Source organism: Streptomyces venezuelae (genome assembly GCF_008642315.1).
Classification (GTDB): Bacteria; Actinomycetota; Actinomycetes; order Streptomycetales; family Streptomycetaceae; genus Streptomyces; species Streptomyces venezuelae_D.
In genome coordinates, this window is sequence record NZ_CP029192.1 from 3,889,318 (window position 1) to 3,909,853 (window position 20,536).

At 70.2% G+C, this 20,536-nt stretch carries 20 protein-coding genes; 11 read left to right on the top strand and 9 right to left on the bottom strand.

Features of this window, described 5'->3' with window-relative positions; genetic code table 11:
* Positions 1 to 16 precede the first annotated feature (16 nt).
* From DEJ48_RS16565 to DEJ48_RS16585, 5 genes are all read left to right on the top strand, one after another.
* Positions 17 to 346 carry a hypothetical protein gene (locus DEJ48_RS16565; protein ID WP_150216938.1) on the top strand — a complete coding sequence of 110 codons (330 nt, stop codon included), beginning with the start codon at positions 17 to 19 and terminating at the stop codon, positions 344 to 346.
* 43 nt (positions 347 to 389) lie between these two features.
* Positions 390 to 995: a hypothetical protein gene (locus DEJ48_RS16570; RefSeq protein WP_150216939.1), complete on the top strand. Its 606-nt coding sequence runs from the start codon at positions 390 to 392 to the stop codon at positions 993 to 995.
* Positions 989 to 1,579 carry a hypothetical protein gene (locus DEJ48_RS16575; RefSeq protein ID WP_150216940.1) on the top strand — a complete coding sequence of 197 codons (591 nt, stop codon included), beginning with the start codon at positions 989 to 991 and terminating at the stop codon, positions 1,577 to 1,579. The genes DEJ48_RS16570 and DEJ48_RS16575 overlap by 7 nt, the downstream gene beginning before the upstream one ends.
* Positions 1,580 to 1,746: 167 nt before the next feature.
* Positions 1,747 to 2,421: a hypothetical protein gene (locus tag DEJ48_RS16580; RefSeq protein ID WP_190537451.1), complete on the top strand. Its 675-nt coding sequence runs from the start codon at positions 1,747 to 1,749 to the stop codon at positions 2,419 to 2,421.
* Positions 2,412 to 3,509 (top strand): hypothetical protein, encoded by a 1,098-nt coding sequence (locus DEJ48_RS16585; protein ID WP_150216941.1) that lies wholly within the window; start codon positions 2,412 to 2,414, stop codon positions 3,507 to 3,509. Before DEJ48_RS16580 ends, DEJ48_RS16585 begins: the two co-directional genes overlap by 10 nt.
* Here the strand turns inward: DEJ48_RS16585 and DEJ48_RS16590 are convergent.
* The 5 genes from DEJ48_RS16590 to DEJ48_RS16610 form a co-directional block, all read right to left on the bottom strand.
* Complete coding sequence (locus tag DEJ48_RS16590; RefSeq protein ID WP_150216942.1) at positions 3,499 to 4,116, bottom strand: hypothetical protein; 618 nt, start codon at positions 4,114 to 4,116, stop codon at positions 3,499 to 3,501. The two genes, DEJ48_RS16585 and DEJ48_RS16590, sit on opposite strands and share 11 nt — an antisense overlap.
* A 1-nt stretch (position 4,117) precedes the next feature.
* Entirely contained in the window at positions 4,118 to 4,801 is a 684-nt protein-coding gene (locus DEJ48_RS16595) for a hypothetical protein (protein ID WP_150216943.1), read from the bottom strand.
* Complete coding sequence (locus DEJ48_RS16600; RefSeq protein WP_150216944.1) at positions 4,801 to 6,174, bottom strand: hypothetical protein; 1,374 nt, start codon at positions 6,172 to 6,174, stop codon at positions 4,801 to 4,803. Before DEJ48_RS16600 ends, DEJ48_RS16595 begins: the two co-directional genes overlap by 1 nt.
* Positions 6,174 to 6,479, bottom strand: coding sequence for a hypothetical protein (locus tag DEJ48_RS16605; protein WP_150216945.1), 306 nt, complete (start codon positions 6,477 to 6,479; stop codon positions 6,174 to 6,176). The genes DEJ48_RS16600 and DEJ48_RS16605 overlap by 1 nt, the downstream gene beginning before the upstream one ends.
* A gap of 116 nt (positions 6,480 to 6,595) precedes the next feature.
* Positions 6,596 to 6,895, bottom strand: a complete 300-nt coding sequence (locus DEJ48_RS16610; RefSeq protein WP_150185642.1) for a WXG100 family type VII secretion target — start codon at positions 6,893 to 6,895, stop codon at positions 6,596 to 6,598.
* A 294-nt stretch (positions 6,896 to 7,189) separates the two neighbouring features.
* On the opposite strand from DEJ48_RS16610, the gene DEJ48_RS16615 reads away from it, so the two are divergent.
* Both DEJ48_RS16615 and DEJ48_RS16620 read left to right on the top strand, forming a co-directional pair.
* Positions 7,190 to 11,965, top strand: a complete 4,776-nt coding sequence (locus DEJ48_RS16615) for an FtsK/SpoIIIE domain-containing protein (RefSeq protein ID WP_150216947.1) — start codon at positions 7,190 to 7,192, stop codon at positions 11,963 to 11,965.
* A 19-nt stretch (positions 11,966 to 11,984) separates the two neighbouring features.
* Positions 11,985 to 12,608: a hypothetical protein gene (locus DEJ48_RS16620; protein ID WP_150216949.1), complete on the top strand. Its 624-nt coding sequence runs from the start codon at positions 11,985 to 11,987 to the stop codon at positions 12,606 to 12,608.
* On the opposite strand, the gene DEJ48_RS16625 is transcribed toward DEJ48_RS16620, so the two are convergent.
* A complete protein-coding gene (locus DEJ48_RS16625; protein ID WP_150216951.1) occupies positions 12,580 to 14,214 on the bottom strand; it encodes a serine/threonine-protein kinase in 1,635 nt (544 codons plus the stop codon). The genes DEJ48_RS16620 and DEJ48_RS16625 overlap by 29 nt on opposite strands.
* Positions 14,215 to 14,392: 178 nt before the next feature.
* On the opposite strand from DEJ48_RS16625, the gene DEJ48_RS16630 reads away from it, so the two are divergent.
* Positions 14,393 to 15,421, top strand: a complete 1,029-nt coding sequence (locus DEJ48_RS16630) for an alpha/beta hydrolase (protein WP_150216952.1) — start codon at positions 14,393 to 14,395, stop codon at positions 15,419 to 15,421.
* Between the two features lie 5 nt (positions 15,422 to 15,426).
* Here the strand turns inward: DEJ48_RS16630 and DEJ48_RS16635 are convergent, their stop codons facing one another.
* Positions 15,427 to 16,263: a menaquinone biosynthetic enzyme MqnA/MqnD family protein gene (locus DEJ48_RS16635; protein ID WP_150221222.1), complete on the bottom strand. Its 837-nt coding sequence runs from the start codon at positions 16,261 to 16,263 to the stop codon at positions 15,427 to 15,429.
* A gap of 354 nt (positions 16,264 to 16,617) precedes the next feature.
* Between DEJ48_RS16635 and DEJ48_RS16640 the strand changes: the two genes are divergently transcribed.
* A complete protein-coding gene (locus DEJ48_RS16640; RefSeq protein ID WP_006138897.1) occupies positions 16,618 to 16,821 on the top strand; it encodes a cold-shock protein in 204 nt (67 codons plus the stop codon).
* 121 nt (positions 16,822 to 16,942) lie between these two features.
* Here DEJ48_RS16640 and DEJ48_RS16645 read toward each other — a convergent pair whose 3' ends face one another.
* Positions 16,943 to 17,512, bottom strand: coding sequence for a helix-turn-helix domain-containing protein (locus DEJ48_RS16645; RefSeq protein ID WP_150216954.1), 570 nt, complete (start codon positions 17,510 to 17,512; stop codon positions 16,943 to 16,945).
* A gap of 96 nt (positions 17,513 to 17,608) precedes the next feature.
* Here DEJ48_RS16645 and DEJ48_RS16650 point away from each other — a divergent pair, with 96 nt between their 5' ends.
* Both DEJ48_RS16650 and DEJ48_RS16655 read left to right on the top strand, forming a co-directional pair.
* The gene (locus DEJ48_RS16650; RefSeq protein WP_150216956.1) at positions 17,609 to 18,373 is read left to right on the top strand and encodes an AzlC family ABC transporter permease; all 765 of its coding nucleotides are present in this window, start codon (positions 17,609 to 17,611) and stop codon (positions 18,371 to 18,373) included.
* The gene (locus DEJ48_RS16655) at positions 18,370 to 18,684 is read left to right on the top strand and encodes an AzlD domain-containing protein (protein WP_150216958.1); all 315 of its coding nucleotides are present in this window, start codon (positions 18,370 to 18,372) and stop codon (positions 18,682 to 18,684) included. The genes DEJ48_RS16650 and DEJ48_RS16655 overlap by 4 nt, the downstream gene beginning before the upstream one ends.
* 16 nt (positions 18,685 to 18,700) lie before the next feature.
* Here DEJ48_RS16655 and DEJ48_RS16660 read toward each other — a convergent pair whose 3' ends face one another.
* Positions 18,701 to 20,467, bottom strand: coding sequence for an AMP-dependent synthetase/ligase (locus DEJ48_RS16660; RefSeq protein ID WP_150216959.1), 1,767 nt, complete (start codon positions 20,465 to 20,467; stop codon positions 18,701 to 18,703).
* Positions 20,468 to 20,536 lie beyond the last annotated feature (69 nt).

The window sequence follows — 20,536 nt, forward strand, 5'->3', positions numbered from 1 at the left end:
CAATTTCAGAGTGCGCGTGACCATCATCGGAGCACTGGTGTCGATCGTCCCGCTGATCGGTATCGCACTTCTGTTGCCGGACGGCGGCCGTGATGCCCTGTTCTGGATCTACTGGGCACTACTGACCGGATGCCTGCTCAACCTGGTGTGGATCCTGATCAGGAATCCCGTGCCCAGCACGCGCCCCCCGCTGTTGACCCGTGATCTCGCCATGGGCTGGGCTCTCCTGCTGCCCAGTCTCTTCAGCTCCTTCTGGCCGGGAATCATCGGAGCCCCCCTGTTCACCGTATTGGTCGGCGCGACGTCGGTCGCAGAGAAGATGCGGAAGCGCAGTGCAACACCCTGAGAATCCGACGCCCCGGCCGGAGAGCATCACCGGATCTGCCCGTGTGCCCAATGGGTTCAACATCGTGCCGCCACCCGGCTGGGACACCATTCCTCTCCAGCTCGGAACCAGGGAGGCGATCCAGCGGATCGTGCGGAAGTCCGTGGCGCAACTCCCGGCGGGGTTTCCGAAGGACGACATCCCAAAGGCGCGGCTGCAGCTCACGAAGGAGCTGAAGGAGACGGTTCGGCGAGCCCGGAAGTCCGACGGCCTGACCCTCTATCTTCCCGTCGAGCCCATGCATGGCGTGATCATTCCCGCCTCCTTCGTCGCCTCCGAGCCGCTGGCCGCCCCGCGGCCGGACATCGGCCCCGAGGACGTGCTCCGAGACCTGGCACGCGACTCCGAGGACGCATCGGTCCACGAGCTCGACGGAACCGCTGCCGTACGCACCCTGCAGAAGCTGCATGCCGATCCCGACAAGGGAGTCGAGGTGCCGTCCTGGCAAGTGCAGTACACCGTGCCGATCCCCGACAGCACCCCCGCGCAGTGGCTGACGTTCTCCTTCAGCACGCTGATCGCAACCGGCATGGAGACCGAGTTCACCGAGACCCTGGTCGAACTCTTCGACGCGGTGATGACCACCTTCCGATGGAGCTACGCATGCTGATCGTCGAGACCGATTCCGACCCGGGCGTGTGGTTCCACATGCCGCTCACCGACAGCAAGTCGGAGTTCGCGCAGTGGCTGGACATGCAGCTCGACGCGGTCGGCCTGGTCCATCAGCGCAAGCTCACCTGGCGCGAGAAGCGGCAGATGAAGAAGTTCCTCGAGGGCTCGGCCGCGATGCTGCGCGACCGGATCGGTGCGGAGCAGGCGTTCGTCTTCGGCCCGATGCCGCCGCAGGCCGCACCGCTGGTCCTCTTCACCAAGCAGTTCGCCTGCGACGAGGCCCACAGCACCGAACACCTGAACATGCTGGCCGTCCCCGACTCTTCGGCCGCTCCGGGGCAGCGAGTGGAGACTGCGCCTTTCGTCTCCCCCCACTTCGGCGAGGGGCTGCGCTGCCTGCGCAGCTGGACCGGCCCCGACGGAGAACTCATGCTCTCCGTCACGTACGCGTGGAACGACCCGACCCACGACATCGACCTGGTCCTCAAGGGGCACTACGACGACCCGGCCCTCCTCGAAGCCTCCTTCGACGCCATCGACGACTTCGCCCGCACGCTCCGGCTGGCCCCGACCTCCATGTGACCGCCGCCCGCGACGGGCACCGCCCACCGCGTCACGACACGGTGACAGTCCGTGGGAATCACCCGATTCGCCCCGCTATCCAGCCAGTTTCGACCCTGGCGGAACCCGGAACCCCACGGTTAACGTCGGCACGCTGGAGACACCCCTCGCCCCACCGGGAGCCGACCGTGAACCGCCGCACCATGCCCGTCACCGCCGCGCTCGCCGCGACCGCTGCCCTGCTTCTGACGGGATGCGGCGGCGGGAGCGACAGTGACTCCAAGGACAACGACAAGATCGCCGGGGCCGACGACGGTTCGGCGAAGCCGAAGAAGTCGGCCGACCCGTCGGGCGCGCCGGCCGCGGACAAGCCGGACGGCGTCGACGTATCGCTGCCGAAGAGCATGAATCTGGTCTTCGACTGGGACAGGCCGAAGGACAAGAACGAGGCGGCGGCGATGGATGACGCCGCGAACTTCATGCGGGCGATCTATCGGGGCATCGACAAGCGCACCTCGAAGGACGCGGCGGTGTCCGCGTATTCCACCGGCGAGGGGCTGCACTACGCGAAGGTGCAGATCGACAACCGGATCGACGGCGGCTGGACGGCCACCGGGACCCGGCGTCACTACCAGGCCACCACTCGTTCCGCCCAGAACGGCAATTCGGTGGAGGTCGCCTTCTGCGTGGACTCGAGCAAGTTCTACGGCAAAGAGGTCAAGACCGGGAAAGTCCTGAAGAGCACGCCCAGCATCAAGGACTACGACCACTTCAAGGTCGTGATGGTCAAGTACCCCACGGGTGACGCTCTGTGGCAGGCCTCCAAGGTGTTCGTCGAGACGAAGGCGAAGCAATGCCAGTGAACAGATCACGGGTCACGACGCTCGGTACCGGCGCGGCGGCCCTGACGCTCGCCGTCGGAGCGCTCGCCCTCACACACCCGGCGTACGCCGCGGAGCCCAGCAGCAACGGCGATGGCGGAAGCACCGAACAGCAGGGCGGCAGCGACAAATCCGGTGGCGGCATCTACGCCGCCGCCAAAGTCACGTACTCCGGCTCCGTCGCCAAAGGCGGCGGCAGCGGCAACGTGACGTCGTCCGACGTCAACTGGACGCCGCCGCCCTGCTGGTACGCACCGAAATACGGGGCCAAGGAATTCAAGAAGAAGATGTCGAAGGAGCTCAAGGACGCGGCGAGCGCGCCCGGGATGGCCGGGCACGCGGGCGCGGCGATCAATGAGCTCCAGCGTCATTACGAGGACGACTACGGCTGGACGGACACGCCCGGCTACAAGGACTACAACGTCGACAAGGACGGCGAGGGGATGTTCTGGGCGGCGGTCGAGAACCCCGACGAGCCGGACTACCTCAAGCGGACCTCGTGCAGTGACATTCCCTTCTGGGTCGAGAACGGCGAGGCGCCGCCGCCCCAGTACGAGGAGGCCATCAGCCCGGAGATCCTCGCGGCGCTCGCCTACCAGCACATGGAACTGCCGAAGACCAAGGTCACCCTCGCCCCCGACGGCACGACCAAGGTGAAGCTGCCGACGTGGGCCTGGCTCGACAAGGCGGCCTTCGACGAGGTGAAGGCGACGGCGGCGATCAATGTCCCCGGCTTCCGGATCGAGGCGACGACGACGGCGAAGCCCAAGTCGCTCACCCTCGACCCCGGCACCGCGGACGCGACCACGCTCCCCGCGAACGGTGAGTGCCCCCTCGTCGGCGAGACGATCGGCGAACCGTACGCGAAGGGCAAGTCCAAGGAGACCCCGCCCTGCGGCATCGTCTACGGCCGCTCGTCCGCCGGCTCCACGTTCCCCCTCAAGGCCTCCCTCACCTGGGAGATCAGCTGGACGGGCACGGGCCAAGCCGGGGCCGAGCCCATGCCCGACGGCAAGATCGAGGCGGTCCAGGACGTCACGGTCGAGGAGATCCAGTCGATCAACCGTTGAGGGCCCCCGCCTGCTCCCAGTGAAGCGTCCCGGCCACGGTGTCGAAGAGTTCCACCATCTGTGGCGCCAGGCCCTCCATGGGGGTGGAGAAGGTGAGGTTCAGCCACTGGCTGCTCGCGGGGACCGGGACGTGATACGTCACCGTGGTCGTCGCGAGCGTGTTGCCCATCTGGCGCTCGGGATCGGCCGCTTCGGTCTTCTCCGTCCGTACGGCGTCGCCCGCGGCGTCCAGCCTCCGCACTTCGGCGGGCCGCCCCGTCTCCGCGAGTCTGCGCGCGAGGTCGTGCGCCGTGGCGCAGCCGGGCCAGCCGTCCGGGATCAGGCTCACGAGCAGTGAGGAGGCCAGCGGGAGACCCTCGACGGTCAGCAGCGAGATGTAGAGCTCGACACCGCCTTCGCGATGGGCCGCCTTCGCCTGCTTCTGCAGGTCCCGCATCAGGCGTTCCTTGAGTACGGGCGCGTTGTCGATTCCTTCGAACTGCCGGTCGGCCAGTGCGGCGATGCCTCGGTCGCGTTCGTCGGGATCCAGGTGCAGCTGGAACCATCCGGCGGGGACGAGGATCGTGTAGTCGCTGGGCGGGGTGTCCCATGTGGTGCGGAGAGGCATGTCAGAGCTCGCTGGGGGGTTCGGGGGCACGGGTCGGTTCGGGCTCCGGCGGGACGGGCACGAGGCGGAGGGAGGGCATGACCCGGTCCACGAGGTCCGTCAGCTCGTTCGTGCGCTCGAAGTTGAGCCACCTGGCCTCGACCAGCAGGATCTCCTCGTGGCCGGTCGGCCAGACCCAGTACCGGACACACTCACTGAGCTTCTTGCCCCAGCCGAGGCGTCGCTTCTCGACCAGTACCGCCTGCACCCTCACGGCGGGGCCGATCGGCAGTTCGACCTCCGTGATCCGGGCGTCGCCCTTCACTTCGGCGTAGGACCACTTCAGCAGCATCCCCTGGTACTCCTCGGGGGTAGGCCGCGTCACCCCGTCCTCTCCGTAGGCGATGACGTTCATGTCCGCCAGGAACACGCCGCTGTCCGTGTACGCGACGGCGCTCAGGATCGGCCCGGAATCCTGGACGGACAAGGCGTGTTCCTCCAGTTCCTGCTGGAGCGCCGCCTTGCTGACGCCAAGGCGCAGAGGGTCGAACTGTCCCACGAGGCGTGCGGCCAGTGTTCTGGCTTCGGCCCGAGTGCCCTCATGGAGAGTGAGATCGAGCCATCCGCCGCCGAAGTCGAATTCGGCGATGAAATCGTCCTCGGGGCCCCATGCACGGCCGTCCGGACTCCGTTGTTCCCGCTCCATCACGACACCTCGTCGATGAATAGGCCGCCGGCCGTGACTACACTTCCGGCGAAGCTGAGCTGCGTCGCTCTGCGCGACATCTTGTTGACATCGAACCCGACATCGTCCAAGCCCTTGCCCAGGTTCTTGGCTTGACTGAGTGACGATGCCGCGGATGCGTCCGCCAAGGTGATCGACTTGCCGATGCCCTTCATATAGCTGCCGTTACCGGTTTCCTTCAGCGTCCGTCCCATCTCACGGTATCCGCCCTTGAAAGCGTCCTTCCAAGTCGCCCCCTTGAAGAGTTCGGTCACGGGCTCACGGAGCGACTTCTTGATGTCGCCCTTTTCGAGCCCCTTGACGACACCTGCGTCACGGTTGAACTTCTGGCGGGACCGCTTGAACTGCCGCCCGGTCAGCTTGCCGTCCTTGGCGGCCTGCATGCGGTCCGCGAGACCCTTGGCGTACTTGCCGCTGACCTTGGACATCGCCTTGCCCACGCCCATCATCAGCAGCCCCACCGCGGCCGTGGCGAGCGCCGTCCACGACTCATCACCCATACCGACCTGGATCGCCGTACAGGCGATGTTGACGATCGTGGCCACCATGGAGACGGCGCCGAGAAATCCTGCCAGCCCCTGGCCGACGATAGGAATCCAACCGACCGCGAGAGCGGCGATACCGGCCCATTTGGAGATGTCCTCCGTCCAGTTCGCCACGACGTCCACGACCTGGGAGAAGTCGTCCCAAAAACCATCCTTGAGCGCATCGTCGGAGATGACGTCGTCAATGGCATCGCGGGCCTTGCGCGCCGCCTCGTCGCGGATGCTCTGCGCCTTCTTCAGCTTGTCGCGGGCCGCTTCCAGGGACTTCCCGGCGGCCTCCGCCCGGTCCTCCAGTTTCTCCTTGCGGCCCTTGTCGTCCCCCTTCGCTCCGTCGCCCTTGTCGGATTTCCCGGAGAGGCCGTCGAGGCTCTTCTTCGCGGCGCTCTTGTCGGCCTCCGCCTCCTGGGCCTCCTGCCGGGCGATCTCGGCGATCCGCTGGGCGCGGTGGAGTTCTGTGGCGTAACTGCCGGGCGGCGCTGCGGCGTTCGACTCGTAGTCGGCTCCGTGGTCCACGATCCGGTCGCCGACCGCATCGGCCACCGTCTTGTAGCGCTTGTGCGCGGCCTCCAGACGGCCGCGGCACTTCTTGGCCTTCTCGCGGAACTCTTTCCCGGCGTCGCTGTCCCACGACGTCACCTCGGAAGCCGCCTTGAGGTGCCGTACCTGGCGTTCGAGTTCGTCGGCCGTCTTGCGGAGCTTGCGGCCCAGCTGTTCCAGGCGGTCCGGGTCGCCGGGAACCGGGTCCTGGTCGGCGAGCGGCTGCCAGTCCCTGGGGCGTGCGCCGGCCATCAGGACTTCTTCTTGTCGGAGTCGCGGAGCGCCTTGGCCAGCTCGCTGTCGATCTTCTCGTACGTCTTCGCGGCGGCCTTCGCGATCTCGCCGAGACGCTTGATCTCGTCGCCCAGTTCCTCGCGGTGTTTGTCCCAGTTGTCCACGAAGTCCCCGAACTGCCAGGACAGGTCGTGCTCTCCGAAGTCGTCCTCGTACTGGCCCTTCAGCTTGTCCAGTCCGTCGAACGCGTCCTTGATCCTGCCAAGACCGACACCCATCTCGCGGATGACGTTCAGGTCGTCGATCCTCGCGTACTCCCCCACGAGCCGTCCCCTCTGTCGCGTCGTGGTCCGTAAGTTCTCGCATGCGAACAACGAAGGCGGGGCGGGAACGGCGGAATCCTCCCGCCACCCCCGCCCCGAAGGAGCCGAGTCCCCGGCTACTTGCGCGCAGCCTTGCCCAGCTCGTCGTCGATCTGCTCGTACTTGTCCGCGGCGTTGGTCAGGTAGTCGCCCATGCCGTCCAGGCCGTCGATCGTCTTCTTCGCGCCCTCGACGAACTCGTCGAAGTTCTCGTCGAACGCCTTCGAGGCGCTCTTCGTGACGAAGCCCGTCTCGACGAGGTGCTTGATGTACTTCTTCAGGCCGTCGAGCTTCTCGTTGAGCTTGTCCTTCTCCTTGACCACGTGCTTGGCCGCGTCTCGCATGTCCTGATATGTGACATCAAGGTCCTTGGCCATGAGGCTCTCTCCCAATCAACTCGCCGCAGGGCCAACCCCCGTGGCTCCCGTAACGCGGATGGTGTGATCTTCCGCTCTTGCGCCAGCAGCTTACGGGTGGGGCGGATGGGATCACAGTCCGGTTCAGTCACAGCTCTGCTATGAGCGAGTGCGAAGGGATGTGAAGGGAGAGAGAAGGGAGAGAGCGGCGGGCGCGTTCCGTTCCGGGAGGTGCGGCTGTGCGCAGGCCGTTGCCTGTGGGAAGGGTGGAGCGGATATCGTCAGGCGCATTGTTCAGCTCCGGGGAGGACGATCGTGCGCCTGACTCTGACCGTCGTCGATCCGTTCGGCGGGGACTCCGCCGACGTGGTTCTCGACGCCGATCCCGAGTCCACCGTGCAGGACATCGCGGTGGAACTGGCCCGGCAGGTCGGCCGCAGCGGCGCGCAGGTCATTCCGATCGGGCACGGGCAGCAGGCGCCCGGCAGGGGTGCGCCGATCATCTACGTGGACGGGTATGCCGTTGATCCGTCCGCCACCGTCGTGACCTCGCCGCTGCGCGAAGGTGCCGTCGTCAGTCTCGACGATCCCGCCGGGTGCCTGCCCGGTGAGCCCTCCGGCCTCGTCGAGCTGCGCGTCGCGAGCGGGGCCGCCGCCGGGGCCGTGCACCGGCTCGGGATCGGGCGGTACGACATCGGCAGCGGGCCCGCCTCGTACATCCGCATCGACGATCCGGAGCTGCCCGCCCGCGCCCTGACGTTGTCAGTCGCAACCGACGGCACCTGCCAGGCCACCCTCCACGGCACCCCCGAGGAGAAGGAGGGCGTCACTCTCGACGGTGCGCCCTTCGGGGTGGAGAAGGAGGAGGACGAGCCGGTCGAGGCCGCGGCGCCCATGGAAGGCGAGTCCAAGAAGGAGCGCAAGGCACGGGAGAAGCGGGAGCGGCAGGCCCGCAAGGAGTGGAAGGAGCGGAAGGAGGCCCGCGCCAAGCTGGTGAAGGAGAGGGCCCGCGGGGGCAATGGGCGGCTCGATACCGTTGTCTGGCCGTTGGGCGCTCAGATCGGGGTTGGCAACACCCTCCTTGAACTCGTCCGCTACACGCCCCCGAACGCCGCCCTCAAGTGGTCCGAGGACGGTGCCGGGCTCGACTACAACCGGCCCCCTCGGCTGCGGCCGCCCGAGCGGCAGACCGCCTTTCGGCTGCCGAGCCCGCCCCGCGAGTTCGAGGCGCGGCCGCTGCCGTGGCTGATGGCGCTGTTTCCGCTGGTCGGTGCCGTCGTCGCAGCAATGATCTTCAATCGCTGGTACTACCTGATCATGGCGGGACTGAGTCCCATCATGCTGTTCGGCAACTACTTCATGGACAAGAAGCACGGGCGCAAGTCCCATGCGAAGCAGGTCAAGGAGTACAAGGAGACCAAGGCCCGGATCGAGCGGGACGCGCAGGACGCCTTGGTGGCCGAGCGGGTTGACCGGCGGAGCGCCGTGCCCGATCCCGCCTCCGTGCTCGCCCTCGCCACCGGGCCCCGTACGCGGCTCTGGGAGCGGCGGCGGACCGATGGTGACCATCTGCTCGTGCGGTTCGGGACCGGGCAGCTGCCCTCCGAGGTCGTCCTCGACGACCCGGAGAAGGACGACCACCGGCGCCAGGTGACGTGGAAGATCGAGGACGCGCCCGTCGCGCTGCCGCTGAAGGGGCTCGGCGTCATCGGCGTCGCGGGGCCCGACGACTCCGCCACCGCGCTCGGGCGCTGGGCCGTCGCGCAGACCGCGACCCTGCACAGCCCGATGGACGTGCAGTTCTACGTGCTCACCGAGACCACGTCGAGGGAGAGCTGGGACTGGGTGCGGTGGCTGCCGCACGCCCGGCCGTCCGGCGGCCAGGACGTCAACGTACTCATAGGCACGGACGCCGAGACCGTCGGCGCCCGCATCGGCGAGCTGACCCAGATCCTCGACGCGCGGGTCAAGGCCGCCGAGGAGAACAGGGGCCAGGGCGCCGACTTCTCCGACCCGGACATCGTCGTGGTGTGGGACGGGTCGCGGCGGCTGCGGTCGCTGCCCGGTGTGGTGCGGCTGCTGCGCGAGGGGCCCGCCGTGCACATGTACGCGCTCTGCCTCGACACCGAGGAACGGTTCCTGCCCGGTGAGTGCCAGGCCTTCGTGGTCGCCGAGCCGAAGCCGGACCCGAACGCGTACGCGCACGCGAGCGGCGGGGCCCTGCCGAGCGCGCCGGGCGGGCCCGCGATGCCCCAGCAGGCCCCCGGCGGCTTCCCCTCCTTCCAGGCCTGGCACACCACCGCGCCCGACCCCCAGCAGGCCGGCGCCCCGCGCGAGCTGCGGCTGCGCGTCGAGATGAGCGGCGCCGAGCGGCTCCTCGACGTACGGCCCGACTTCGTGACCCCCGCCTGGTGCCTGCGTCTCGCGCGGTCCGTGTCGCCGCTGCGCGACATCAGCGGCGAGACCGAGGACTCCGCGCTGCCGGGCTCCAGCCGGTTGCTCGACGTGCTGCAGCTGGAGCCGCCGACGTCCGGGGCGATCACCGCCAGGTGGCAGGCCGGCGGGCAGTCGACGATGGCCGTCATCGGTGAGTCGTACGACGGGCCCTTCGGCATCGACATGCGCAAGGACGGACCGCACGGCCTCATCGCCGGTACCACCGGTTCCGGTAAGTCGGAGCTGCTGCAGACCATCGTGGCCGCGCTCGCCGTCGCCAATACGCCCGAGAACATGACCTTCGTTCTCGTGGACTACAAGGGTGGGTCGGCCTTCAAGGACTGTGTGAAGCTGCCGCACACCGTCGGCATGGTCACCGACCTCGACGCCCACCTCGTCGAGAGGGCGCTCGAATCCCTCGGGGCCGAGCTGAAGCGGCGCGAGCACATCCTCGCCGACGCCGACGCCAAGGACATCGAGGACTACCAGGATCTGGTGCGGCGCGACCCGTCGCACGCGCCGGTGCCGCGACTCCTCATCGTCATCGACGAGTTCGCGTCCATGGTGCGCGACCTGCCCGACTTCGTGACGGGCCTCGTGAACATCGCTCAGCGTGGCCGTTCGCTGGGCATTCACCTGCTGCTCGCCACGCAGCGGCCCTCCGGTGTCGTGTCGCCCGAGATCCGCGCCAACACCAACCTCCGCATCGCGCTGCGCGTGACGGACGGCGGCGAGTCCAGCGACGTCATCGACTCGCCCGAGGCCGGGCACATCTCCAAGAACACCCCGGGACGGGCGTACGTGCGTCTCGGGCACGCCTCCCTCGTACCGTTCCAGTCGGGCCGCGTCGGTGGCCGCAGGCCCGGCGCCGCCGACCCCGCCCTGCTCGCCCCCTGGGTCGACTCCCTGGACTGGGCGGCCCTCGGCCGCGCCACCCTCGTGAAGCCGAAGGCGCAGGCACGCGAGGAGGAGGAGATCACCGACCTGAAGGTCCTCGTCGACGAGATCATCGAGGCCAACCGGGCCCTCGGCATCCCCGCCCAGCACAGCCCCTGGCTGCCCGCGCTCGGCGAGACCCTGCTGCTCGACGAGATCCCCGCCCCGGCGCCCCGCACGGCCCCCGGCACGCTCACCCCCGCCCCGTACGGGGTCGAGGACCTCCCCGCCGACCAGGCGCGCCGCCCCGTCGTCGTGGACTTCGCGCACTTCGGCCACCTGATGATCGGCGGCGCCCCGCGCTCCGGACGCTCGCAGGTCCTGCGGACCATCGCGGGCTCGCTGGCCCGCACCCACTCCAGCGCCGACGTGCACCTCTACGGCATCGACTGCGGCAACGGCGCGCTCAACGCGCTGACCCGCCTGCCGCACTGCGGCGCCGTCGTCGGCCGCAACCAGACCGAGCGCGTCGTACGCCTCATGAACCGCCTCAAGGGCGAACTCACCCGCCGCCAGGACCTGCTCGCCGACAAGGGGTACGCGGACATCGGCGAGCAGCGGGCCGACGCCACCGAGGACGAGCGGCTGCCGCACATCGTCGTGCTCCTCGACCGCTGGGAGGGCTGGCTGCCCACGCTCGGCGAGATCGACCACGGTTCGCTGACCGACGAGATCACGACGATCATGCGGGAGGGCGCGAGCGTCGGCCTCCACATGGTGATGACGGGCGACCGCCAGATCCTGGTGGGCCGCATCTCCTCCCTCACCGAGGACAAGTACGGGCTGCGCCTCGCCGACCGCTCCGACTTCTCGATGCTCGGCATCCCGGCCCGCAAGGTCCCCGAGGAGATCGCGCCGGGCCGCGCCTTCCGCAACGAGAGCGGCACGGAGACGCAGTTCGCGCTGCTCTCCGAGGACTCCACGGGTCAGGGGCAGGCCGCCGCGATCGCCGCGATCGGCGAGCGGGCCGCGGCGCGCGACGCCGAAGTGCCGCGCCACCGCCGCCCGTTCAGGGTCGACACGCTGCCGAGCCGCATCTCCTTCGAGGAGGCGTGGGAGCTGCGCGACCCGGACGCCTCGCGCTCGAAGCTGTGGGCGCTGGTGGGCATCGGCGGCGACGAGGTCATGGGACACGGGCCCGACCTGGCGGAGGGCGTGCCGGCGTTCGTCATCGCGGGTCCGGCCAAGTCGGGCCGTTCGACGGTTCTGATGAACATGGCGCGTTCGTTCCGTACGCAGGGCGTACGTCTCGTCGTGGCCGCCCCGCGCCAGTCGCCGCTGCGTGCGCTGGAAGGCACGGAGGGCGTCCTGAAGGTGTTCACCGGGGACGACATCGACGAGGACGAGTTCGAGGAGCTCATCGACGAGGCAGAGGCGTCCACGGAGGACCCGGTCGTCGTCCTGATCGACGACGCCGAGATCCTGGAGGACGCGGACGCGGCGAGCCACTTCAAGCGGATCATCCAGCGCGGCACCGACCTGGGCCTCGCCATGGTCATCGCCGGTGACGAGGAGGACGTCTGCAGCGGCTTCTCGGGCTGGCAGGTCGACGCGAAGAAGGGGCGCCGCGGCATCCTGCTGTCGCCGCAGGACAGCTCGAGCGGCGACCTGATCGGGCTGCGGATCTCGCGCAGCATGGTCGGCGGGCCGGTGGCGCCGGGCAAGGGCATGCTGCACCTCGGCACGGGCGAGATCTCGACGGTGACGACTCCGCTGTAGCGGGAGCGAGGGGTTGGTCGTGGGAAGTTCTCGACGGCGGGCGGCGGGGCCCGCGCTGCGGTACGCGCATGTGCCGGGGGCGCGGACCTCGGGCCGGTCGGGGAAGCGGGACAGGAAGGGGGCCGAGGAGGGGGAGCGGGCCAACTATCGCTTCGGAGCCCTGATGTTCCTCGCCGTCCTCGCCGTGGTGGTCCTCTTCGCCCTGGCGGACCTGGCGTGGGGCGAGACGCTGTGGGGAGACGTGGCGCCCGGCTGGCCCGGCGGGGGGTACGGCTTCGCGATCTCCATCGGGCTCCTCGCCCCGCCCGCCGTCGCCGCGATCGTCGTGCCGCTGATGCGGGCGAACTGGAAGAAGGAGCCGCTGCGTTCGGCTGGCCTGGCGGTCGCCGCCCTGCCCGGCGTGGCGCTGACGTGTCTGCTGCTCCTGCTCTGCTTCGGGGCGACCAGGCCCAAGCGGCGCCGCCGCGGCCCGGAGTGCTTCGCGCACGGCGAGCCCTGCTGGGTCCACGAGCAGTACCCCTACCTGTGGCTGCCGGGCGTCGCGGCGGCCGTCTTCTGCGCGGTGGCGGGCGGCTGGCTCGTGCACCTGTACGTGCGGAGGCGCCGTACGGCCCTCACTCCACCCGGGACAGCCGCGCCTTAGGGTCGCCCGCGTCGGGGTCGTCCGACGTGTAGACGAGGGTCTTGCCGTCCAGGCGCAGGTGGACCGTGTGGGGCGTCTGCGCGCACTGGCCGCCGTTGTTCTCGGCGCCCTTGCCGACCGCCACGATCTCCGCCTTCGTCGCGGACTTGAGGGTCAGGACGTCCGTGCACGTGTTGCCGATCGGGTCGCGCTGCAGGACCGTGCCGAGCCGGCCCCCCGGCTCCGTCTGGCGCAGGGTGACCGTGAAGGTGCCGAGGGGGACCCGGCCGCCGCTCGCGTCGGCGTCTCCGCGCCACTTGCCGAGGTACGCCTCGGGGACCTTGCCCGGGCTCGCGGAGTCCCCCGGGGTGCTGGGTGCGCCGGTCGCCGATGGGTCCTGGTCGCCCGCCGCGTTCTCGTCCTCCCGCAGCATCCCTAGGACGAACACCGAGCCGACCGTGACGGCGGCCAACGCCCCGGCCACGGCGAGCGCGACCGTACAACTCACTTTACGGCCGCGCCCGTTCGGGCCCTCGGATACGGAGGTCGCGGCCACGGAGACGGAGAACTTGCCGGGTGCGGCGGGGGGAGGGGTGAGGGCGGCCGAGGGCACGGGCGGTGGTGCGGGTGCGTACGACGGGTCCGGCGGCCCGAACGAGCCCTCCACGGAAGGGGAGTTGAACGCCACGGGGCCCGAGGGTGCCTCCTGAGGGGCAGGACCCGCGCCCGCCCCCGTGTCCAGATCCAGGAGCCGCACCGCGCTCCGGCTCACCCGCTCCACCACAGGTCCCGGCAGCCAGCCGGCCGCCACCAGCGCGGCCGCGCCCTGTGGGGCGAGGCGGCGGGCGAGGTCGCCGGGGGCGGGGCGCGCCGACGCGTCCTTGGCCAGACAGGCGGCGGCGAGCTCGCGCAGATCGCCGCGGAGGGCGCCCAGTTCGGGTTCTTCGTGGACGACCTTGTAGAGCAGGGCGGCCGACGAGTCGCCAGGGAAGGGCGACTCCCCCGTCGCCCCGTACACGAGGACCGCGCCCAGCGAGAAGACGTCCGCGGCGCCCGTGACGCCCTTGCCGAGGACCTGCTCGGGCGACATGTAGCCGGGTGAGCCGATGGAGACGCCGGTGGAGGTGAGGGAGGCGGTGCCGTCGGTGGCGCGCGCGATGCCGAAGTCGATCAGGCGGGGGCCGTCGAGGGTGAGCAGGACGTTCGAGGGTTTCACGTCGCGGTGGACGAGTCCGAGGCCGTGCACGTGCGCCAGCGCCTCGGCGAGGCCCGCGCCGAGGACCCGCACGGAGTGCTCGGGCAGCGGCCCGCCGTCCCGTACCGCCTCGGTGAGCGAGGGCCCGGCCGCGTATCCCGTGGCGACCCACGGGACGGCAGCGTCCGGGTCCGCGTCCAGGACGGGCGCCGTCCAGTCGCCGCCCACCTGTCGCGCCGCGTCGACCTCGCGGCGGAAGCGCGCCCGGAACTCCTCGTCGAGCGCGAAGTGCGGGTGCACGACCTTGACGGCGACGGTGCGGCCGCCCGCGCTGCGGCCCAGATAGACCCGGCCCATGCCGCCCGAGCCGAGCCGGCCGAGGAGTCGGTAGGGCCCGATCGCGGTGGGTTCGTCGGCTTCGAGCGGATGCATGACCTTGGCCTCCCCCAGGCGCGGCGCCGGACACCTCGCGCGCCTCGGCACCGCGGATCAGCGTAGTGCGCGCGCCGCGGACGGAACGCTCCCGCCCGCATTCCCCTCTACATGTACGCAATGACCGTATTACTCACCTTCGTTCCCTTCTGTCCTCCACCCCCGCCCCGAGGTCCCCATGAACCGTCGCCGCCCCTCCCCCACCGCACTCGCCGCGACCGCGGCGGCCCTGGCCTCGGCGCTGCTCCTGTCCGCCTGCTCCTCCGACAAGGGCGAGCCGGTGAGCTTCGACGACCCGAAGCGCCCTTCGGGCACCACGACGCAGGCGAAGGGCCCGGCGGCGGCGAAGACGCTGCTGCCCACCGGCCCCAAGGCGGCCTTCACCACCGAGAGCACGCTGGACGACGGCACGAAGATCGGCGTGACGACGCTGAAGGGGAAGAAGTCCGGATTCACCGGCAAGGTATGGGTCTGGGCGCCGAAGCAGTACTTCGACCCGAAGTACGCCGACAGCGGCTTCCCCGTGCTGATAGCCCTGCCGGGCGGCCCCGGCTATCCCAACAACTATTGGATGGGGACCGATCTCAAGCTGGAGAGCAGCATCGCCCGTTGGTCCCGGGAAGGGAAGAGCCTCCCGTTCATCGTGGTGATGCCCGTCCTCAATCCGGACGCAAAGAACTATTACGACGGCAGCGATATTCCGGGGCAGCCCAGAATGGGCACGTGGATGACGGACGACGTCCCCGATTTCGTACGGGCGAATTTCCGGACCTTCAAGTCCCGTGACGGCTGGGCCTTCATGGGCTCGTCGTCCGGCGGCTTCGTCGGCCTGAAGTCCGTCCTGAAGCGCCCGGACAGGTTCCGCGCGGTGATCGCGAGCGGCCCGGACACCGTCCCCGACTCGCCGCTCTGGGCGGGCCACGAGAAGGAGCGCCGGGCCAACGACCCGGAGCGGCTCGCCCGCCGCCTCGCCGAACGCGGCGGCCCGGAGGTCGACCTCGCCTTCCAGATCGGCACGGAGGAGTCGGGGCAGGCGAACCTGCGGAAGTTCATCAGGACGTACGGGAAGGGCCCCGTGAAGACGCGGCTCAACGTCATCCGGGGCGGCGGCCACAACGCGCGCTCCTACGTCCCCGCCATGGCCGACGGCCCCATCCAGTGGATCAGCGAGCACATGCAGGCGCCGATCCCCGGCAGCGGCGGCTGAGCCGCCTACGGCTTCAGCAGCTCCACCCGCACGTCCGCCGGGAAGCCCGTCGTCGGACCGACCCGGCGGGCGAACTCGGTCACGCCCTCCAGCTGCGCGCCGCCGAAGCGGAAGTCGAGGGTCGTGAAGTACCGCTCCAGGACGCCGGCGTCGAAGGACTCCCAGCGCGCGGCCTGCTCCGCGACCTTGCCGACCTCCTCCAGGGAGAGGTCACGGGAGGAGAGGAACGCCTTGTGCACCTCGCGGACGACCTCCGGCTCGCGCGTCGCGTAGTCGCGCCGCGCCGCCCAGACGGCGAAGACGAACGGCAGGCCCGTCCACTCCTTCCACATCTCCCCGAGGTCGTACACGTCCAGACCGAGCCGCGGTCCGTCGATGAGGTTCGCGCGGAGCGCCGCGTCCCCGATGAGGACGGCGGCGTCCGCCTCCCGCATCATCAGCCCCAGGTCGGGCGGGCACGTGTAGTAGTCGGGCCGCACGCCGTGGCGCTCGGCGAGCAGCAGCTGCGCGAGCCGCACGGAGGTCCTGGACGTCGAGCCGAGCGCCACGCGGGCGCCGTCCAGCCGGTCCAGCGGCACCTGCGAGACGATCACGCACGACATGACGGGGCCGTCGCAGCCGACCGCCAGGTCGGGGAAGGCGACGAGGTCGTCGGCGTTCTTCAGGAACTCGACGAGGGTGACCGGCGCGATGTCCAGCTCGCCCCTGACCAGCTGCTCGCTGAGCTTCTCGGGGGTGTCCTTGGTGAGCTCGAAGTCGAGGAGGGTCCCGGTCCGCGCGAGACCCCAGTACAGGGGCATGCAGTTGAGGAACTGGATGTGACCGACGCGCGGCCGGGGAATGCGACGGGAGTCGTGCGGCTGTTCGGCGCCTGCCCCCGCGAAGGCGTTCAGGGGAGAATTGTCCACATCGGGGAGGCTAGCCCCCTTGCGGTACGGTCGGGGCGCCGGGGCCGGGACGCGCCTCGTCAACCCTGCCGGGGGACGCGTCAAACCTCCGGGTGACGTGATCTTGCCCCCTATTGCATTCCCCTGCCTGCGTGCTAAGCTCGCCGCAAGTTGCAGTTTGGTTTCCCTTGCAGTACAGAGCCTGCGGAGCATGTAACTCCGCGGGCTCTCGTCGTTTTCAGACTTATGCAGTTGTTTAAACAATCGCTGGTTCTGGAGCAGGGCAACCCTTTGGCCCAAGGAGGGCTTATGGCTACCGGAACCGTGAAGTGGTTCAACGCTGAAAAGGGCTTTGGCTTCATTGCCCAGGAAGGCGGCGGCCCGGACGTCTTCGTCCACTACTCCGCGATCAACGCGAACGGCTTCCGCTCCCTCGAGGAGAACCAGGCCGTTTCCTTCGACGTGACGCAGGGTCCGAAGGGCCCGCAGGCGGAGAACGTCACCCCGATGTAATCGGGCGCCTCACGCGAGTGGGGCGTGTGGTTGCTCCGGTGACCAGATCCGGAGATTGATAGCAGTACCCAAGGAGCCCCGCTCCCTGCGCAAGCAGGGAAGACGGGGCTCCTGCCTTTTGCTAGGTGTGCTGCATGATCATGACGAACGTCGTGTTCGGCTCCAGGGCCTCGTACGAGTGGGGGACGTCGCCGCGGTACGACATGTAGTCGCCGGGGGTCAGTTCCACCGTTTCACCCTGGGGGCCCGCCAGGAGGCGGCCCGTGCTGATGACCAGGTGTTCCACCGAACCCGGGATGTGCGCGTCGGACTCGCGGGGGGCGCCGGGCTCCAGGGCGCCGTGGTAGATGTCGCGCCGTACGCCTGTCGGGCCCGCGGAGAGCAGCGTGCCCGCGTACGAGGAATTCTCCGCGTGCATGGTCGGGCCCTCGCCCGCGCGGATCACCGTCACCGCGGGCGCCGGCGACTCCACGAGCACGCTGAAGGGGACGCCGAGCGCGACGGCCAGCGCCCAGAGCGTCTCGATGCCGGGGTTGCCCGTGGCCGCCTCCAGCTGGGACAGCGTGGACTTCGCGATGCCCGCGCGCTTGGCCAGCTCGGAGAGGGAGAGCCCGGCTCTGGCGCGCTCGCGGCGCAGCGCAGCGGCCACCCACTCGCGCGGCATGCGGGACCCGTCGGACCCGTCGGTCATGATCTGCCTCTCCTCGCCCTCTTCCCCGTTCGTTCGGTAAAGGGGACCGATCGTTCGGCTTGACGAACGCGGCCCGCTCCGCCCATCCTACGACGCATGCGTTCGTCACACCGAACAGACGACCCGACCTGCCGAACGGACGAGGGGCCCACCGGCCTCGTCCGCTTCTCCGACCTGCCGCCCGGTGTCCTGCGCGACATCGCGCTCGTCTGGCTCGCCGACGCCGTCGTCGGCGTCTCCTTCGGCGCCATCGCCGTCGGCGGCGGGCTGCCCGTGTGGGTGCCGGTGCTCATGTCGCTGCTCGTGTACGCGGGCTCCGCCCAGTTCAGCGCGGTCGGCGTCCTCACCGCGGGCGGCGGGCCCGTGGCGGCCGCGGCGACCGGGCTGCTGCTCAACTCCCGTACGGCCGCGTTCAGCCTCGCCCTCGCCGACGACCTCGGCCGGTCCTGGACCGCGCGGCTGATCGGCGCGCACCTCGTCACCGACGAGACCGCCGCGTTCGTCCTCGCCCAGGAGGGCCGCGGACAGCGCAAGGCGGCCTTCTGGATATCCGGGATCGGCCTGTTCGTCGCCTGGAACCTCTCCGTGCTCGCGGGCGCCCTCGCCGGGTCCGCGCTCGGCGACACCGACCGGTTCGGGCTCGACGCCGCGTTCCCCGCGGTGCTGCTCGCGCTGGTGCTGCCCGCCCTGCGCGGCGACAGCGCGGCGCGGCGGGCCTCGGCGGCCGGCGCGGTCATCGCGGTGATCGCGGCGCCGCTGCTGCCCGCGGGGGTGCCCGTCCTCCTCGCCCTCCTGGGGCTGCTCGCGGCCCGCCGCGGACCCCGCCGCCCCCGTACCGCCTCTTCGAGGAGCACCTCATGAACGCCACGCTCGCCTGCGTCCTCGCCCTGGCCGCGGGAACGTACGTCTTCCGGCTCGCCGGGCCCGTCCTGCACGGACGCGTCGAACTCCCCGCCCGCTTCCAGGAGATGCTGACCGTGGGCGCCACCGTGCTGCTCGTCGCGCTGCTCGCCACCGGTGCGCTCACCGAGGGGCAGGGCTTCGCGGGGTGGGCGAGGCCCGCCGGGGTGCTGGCCGGCGGGGTGCTCGCCTGGCGCAGGGCGCCGTTCGCCGTGGTCGTGGTGGGCGCGGCGGCGACGACGGCGCTGCTGCGGCTGGCCGGGGTGCGGTAGCCGTCGGCGCCCGTTCCTACCGGGGCGCGTGCCCCCGCTCGTACAGCTCCTCCACCACCTGCGCGTACCGCTCCGTCACCGCCTTCCTGCGCACCTTCAGGCTCGGTGTGAGCAGGCCGTCCTCCACCGTGAAGTCGCCTTCCAGGACGGTGAAGTCGCGGATGCGGGCGGGGCGGGACGCCGTGGCGTTGGCGGCGTCCACGGCCTCCTGGACGAGAAGGCGTACGCGCGGGTCGCGGGAGACGGGGACGGTCAGTGTCACACCTGCGCGCTCCGCCCATCCCGCGACCTCCTCCGCGTCCAGGGTGACGAGCGCGACCGGGTAGGGCCGGTGGTCGCCGACCATCACCGCGCGGGAGACGAACCGCGAGGCCTGGATGGCGAGTTCGGTCAGGGAGGGGGTGAGGTTCTTGCCGCCCGAGGTGATGATGAGGTCCTTCTTGCGGCCGGTGATCGTGAGATACCCGTCGGCGTCGAGCGCGCCCAGGTCACCCGTGTGCAGCCAGCCTTCGGCGTCGAGCACATCACGGGTGGCCCCGGGGTTGTCGTGGTAGCCCGGGAAGACCATGGCGCCACGGGCCAGGACCTCCCCGTCGTCGGCGATGCGGAGTTCGACGCCGTCGACCGGCCGGCCGACGGTCCCGTACCGCACCGCCCCCGGGTGGTTGAGGGTGAGGACGCCCGCCGACTCCGTCATCCCGTACCCCTCGTAGAACGCGATGCCGCAGGCCCGCAGGAAGTCGACGGTGTCCGGCGCGATGGGCGCGCCGCCGGTCAGCGCCCACCGGACCCGGCCGCCGAGCGCCTGCCTGACCAGGCTGTAGAGGGCCTTGTCGGCCGCTTCGTGCGCGTCCCGCAGCTCGTCGGGGAGCTCGCCATCGGCGGCGAGGACCCCGATGCGGACCGCCTCCTCGAACCGTTCGCGCCCGCCTTCCTCCGCCTCGGCCAGCGACAGCACCACGGACCGCACCTTCTCGAACAACCGCGGCACGGACGGCAGATGCGTGGGCCGTGCCTCGGCGAGTTCCGCGACGACGTCCTCGATGCGCCCGCCGAAGTAGGTGAGCGTGCCGCCCTCGACGAGCGTCATGAACTCGATGAGCTGGGCCAGGAGGTGGGCGAGCGGCAGATACAGGTACGTGGACTCGCCGGGACCGCCGTCCACGAGCGGCACGGTGGCGGCCTGCACGGCCAGCAGGTTGCCGTGCGTGAGCAGACAGCCCTTGGGCGGCCCCGTGGTGCCCGACGTGTAGATGATGGTGGCCAGGTCCGCGGCGGAGCGCGCGGAGGCCCGTGCCAACAGCTCGTCCGGTGAGCCGAGTTCGGCGGGCGGGTCCGTCATGAGCAGTACGTGCCGCAGGGCCGGGAGCCGGTCCCGCAGCCGTTCGACCTTCGCCGCCCGGTCCGCGTCCTCGCAGATGACGACCTCCGCGCCCGAGTCCGACAGGACCCACGCGACCTCGTCGTCACCGGCCGTCGGATAGACCGGCACCACGACGGCGCCCGCCGCGAGGACACCGAAGTGCGTGCAGGTCCACTCGGGCCGCGTCTCGGCGAGGATCCCGACACGGTCCCCGGGACGGACCCCGAGCGCGAGCAGCGCCCGGCCCATCCGGCGTGCGGCGTCGCGCAGCTCCTCGTACGACATCTCGGCCCACTCCCCGTCGCGCCGGAAGCGCAGGGCGGGCAGACCGGTGTGGCGCTCCGCCGCCCACTCCGCGAGGAGCGCCAGGGTGCCGGGCAGTTCGGACGGCTTCACGGGGTCCTTCCGCGTCTGCTGCATGCGTACGACGCTAAGGAGCGCGCCCGGCCGCGGGGATGACGCGAAACGTCAGCACCACTGGCCGGGGCG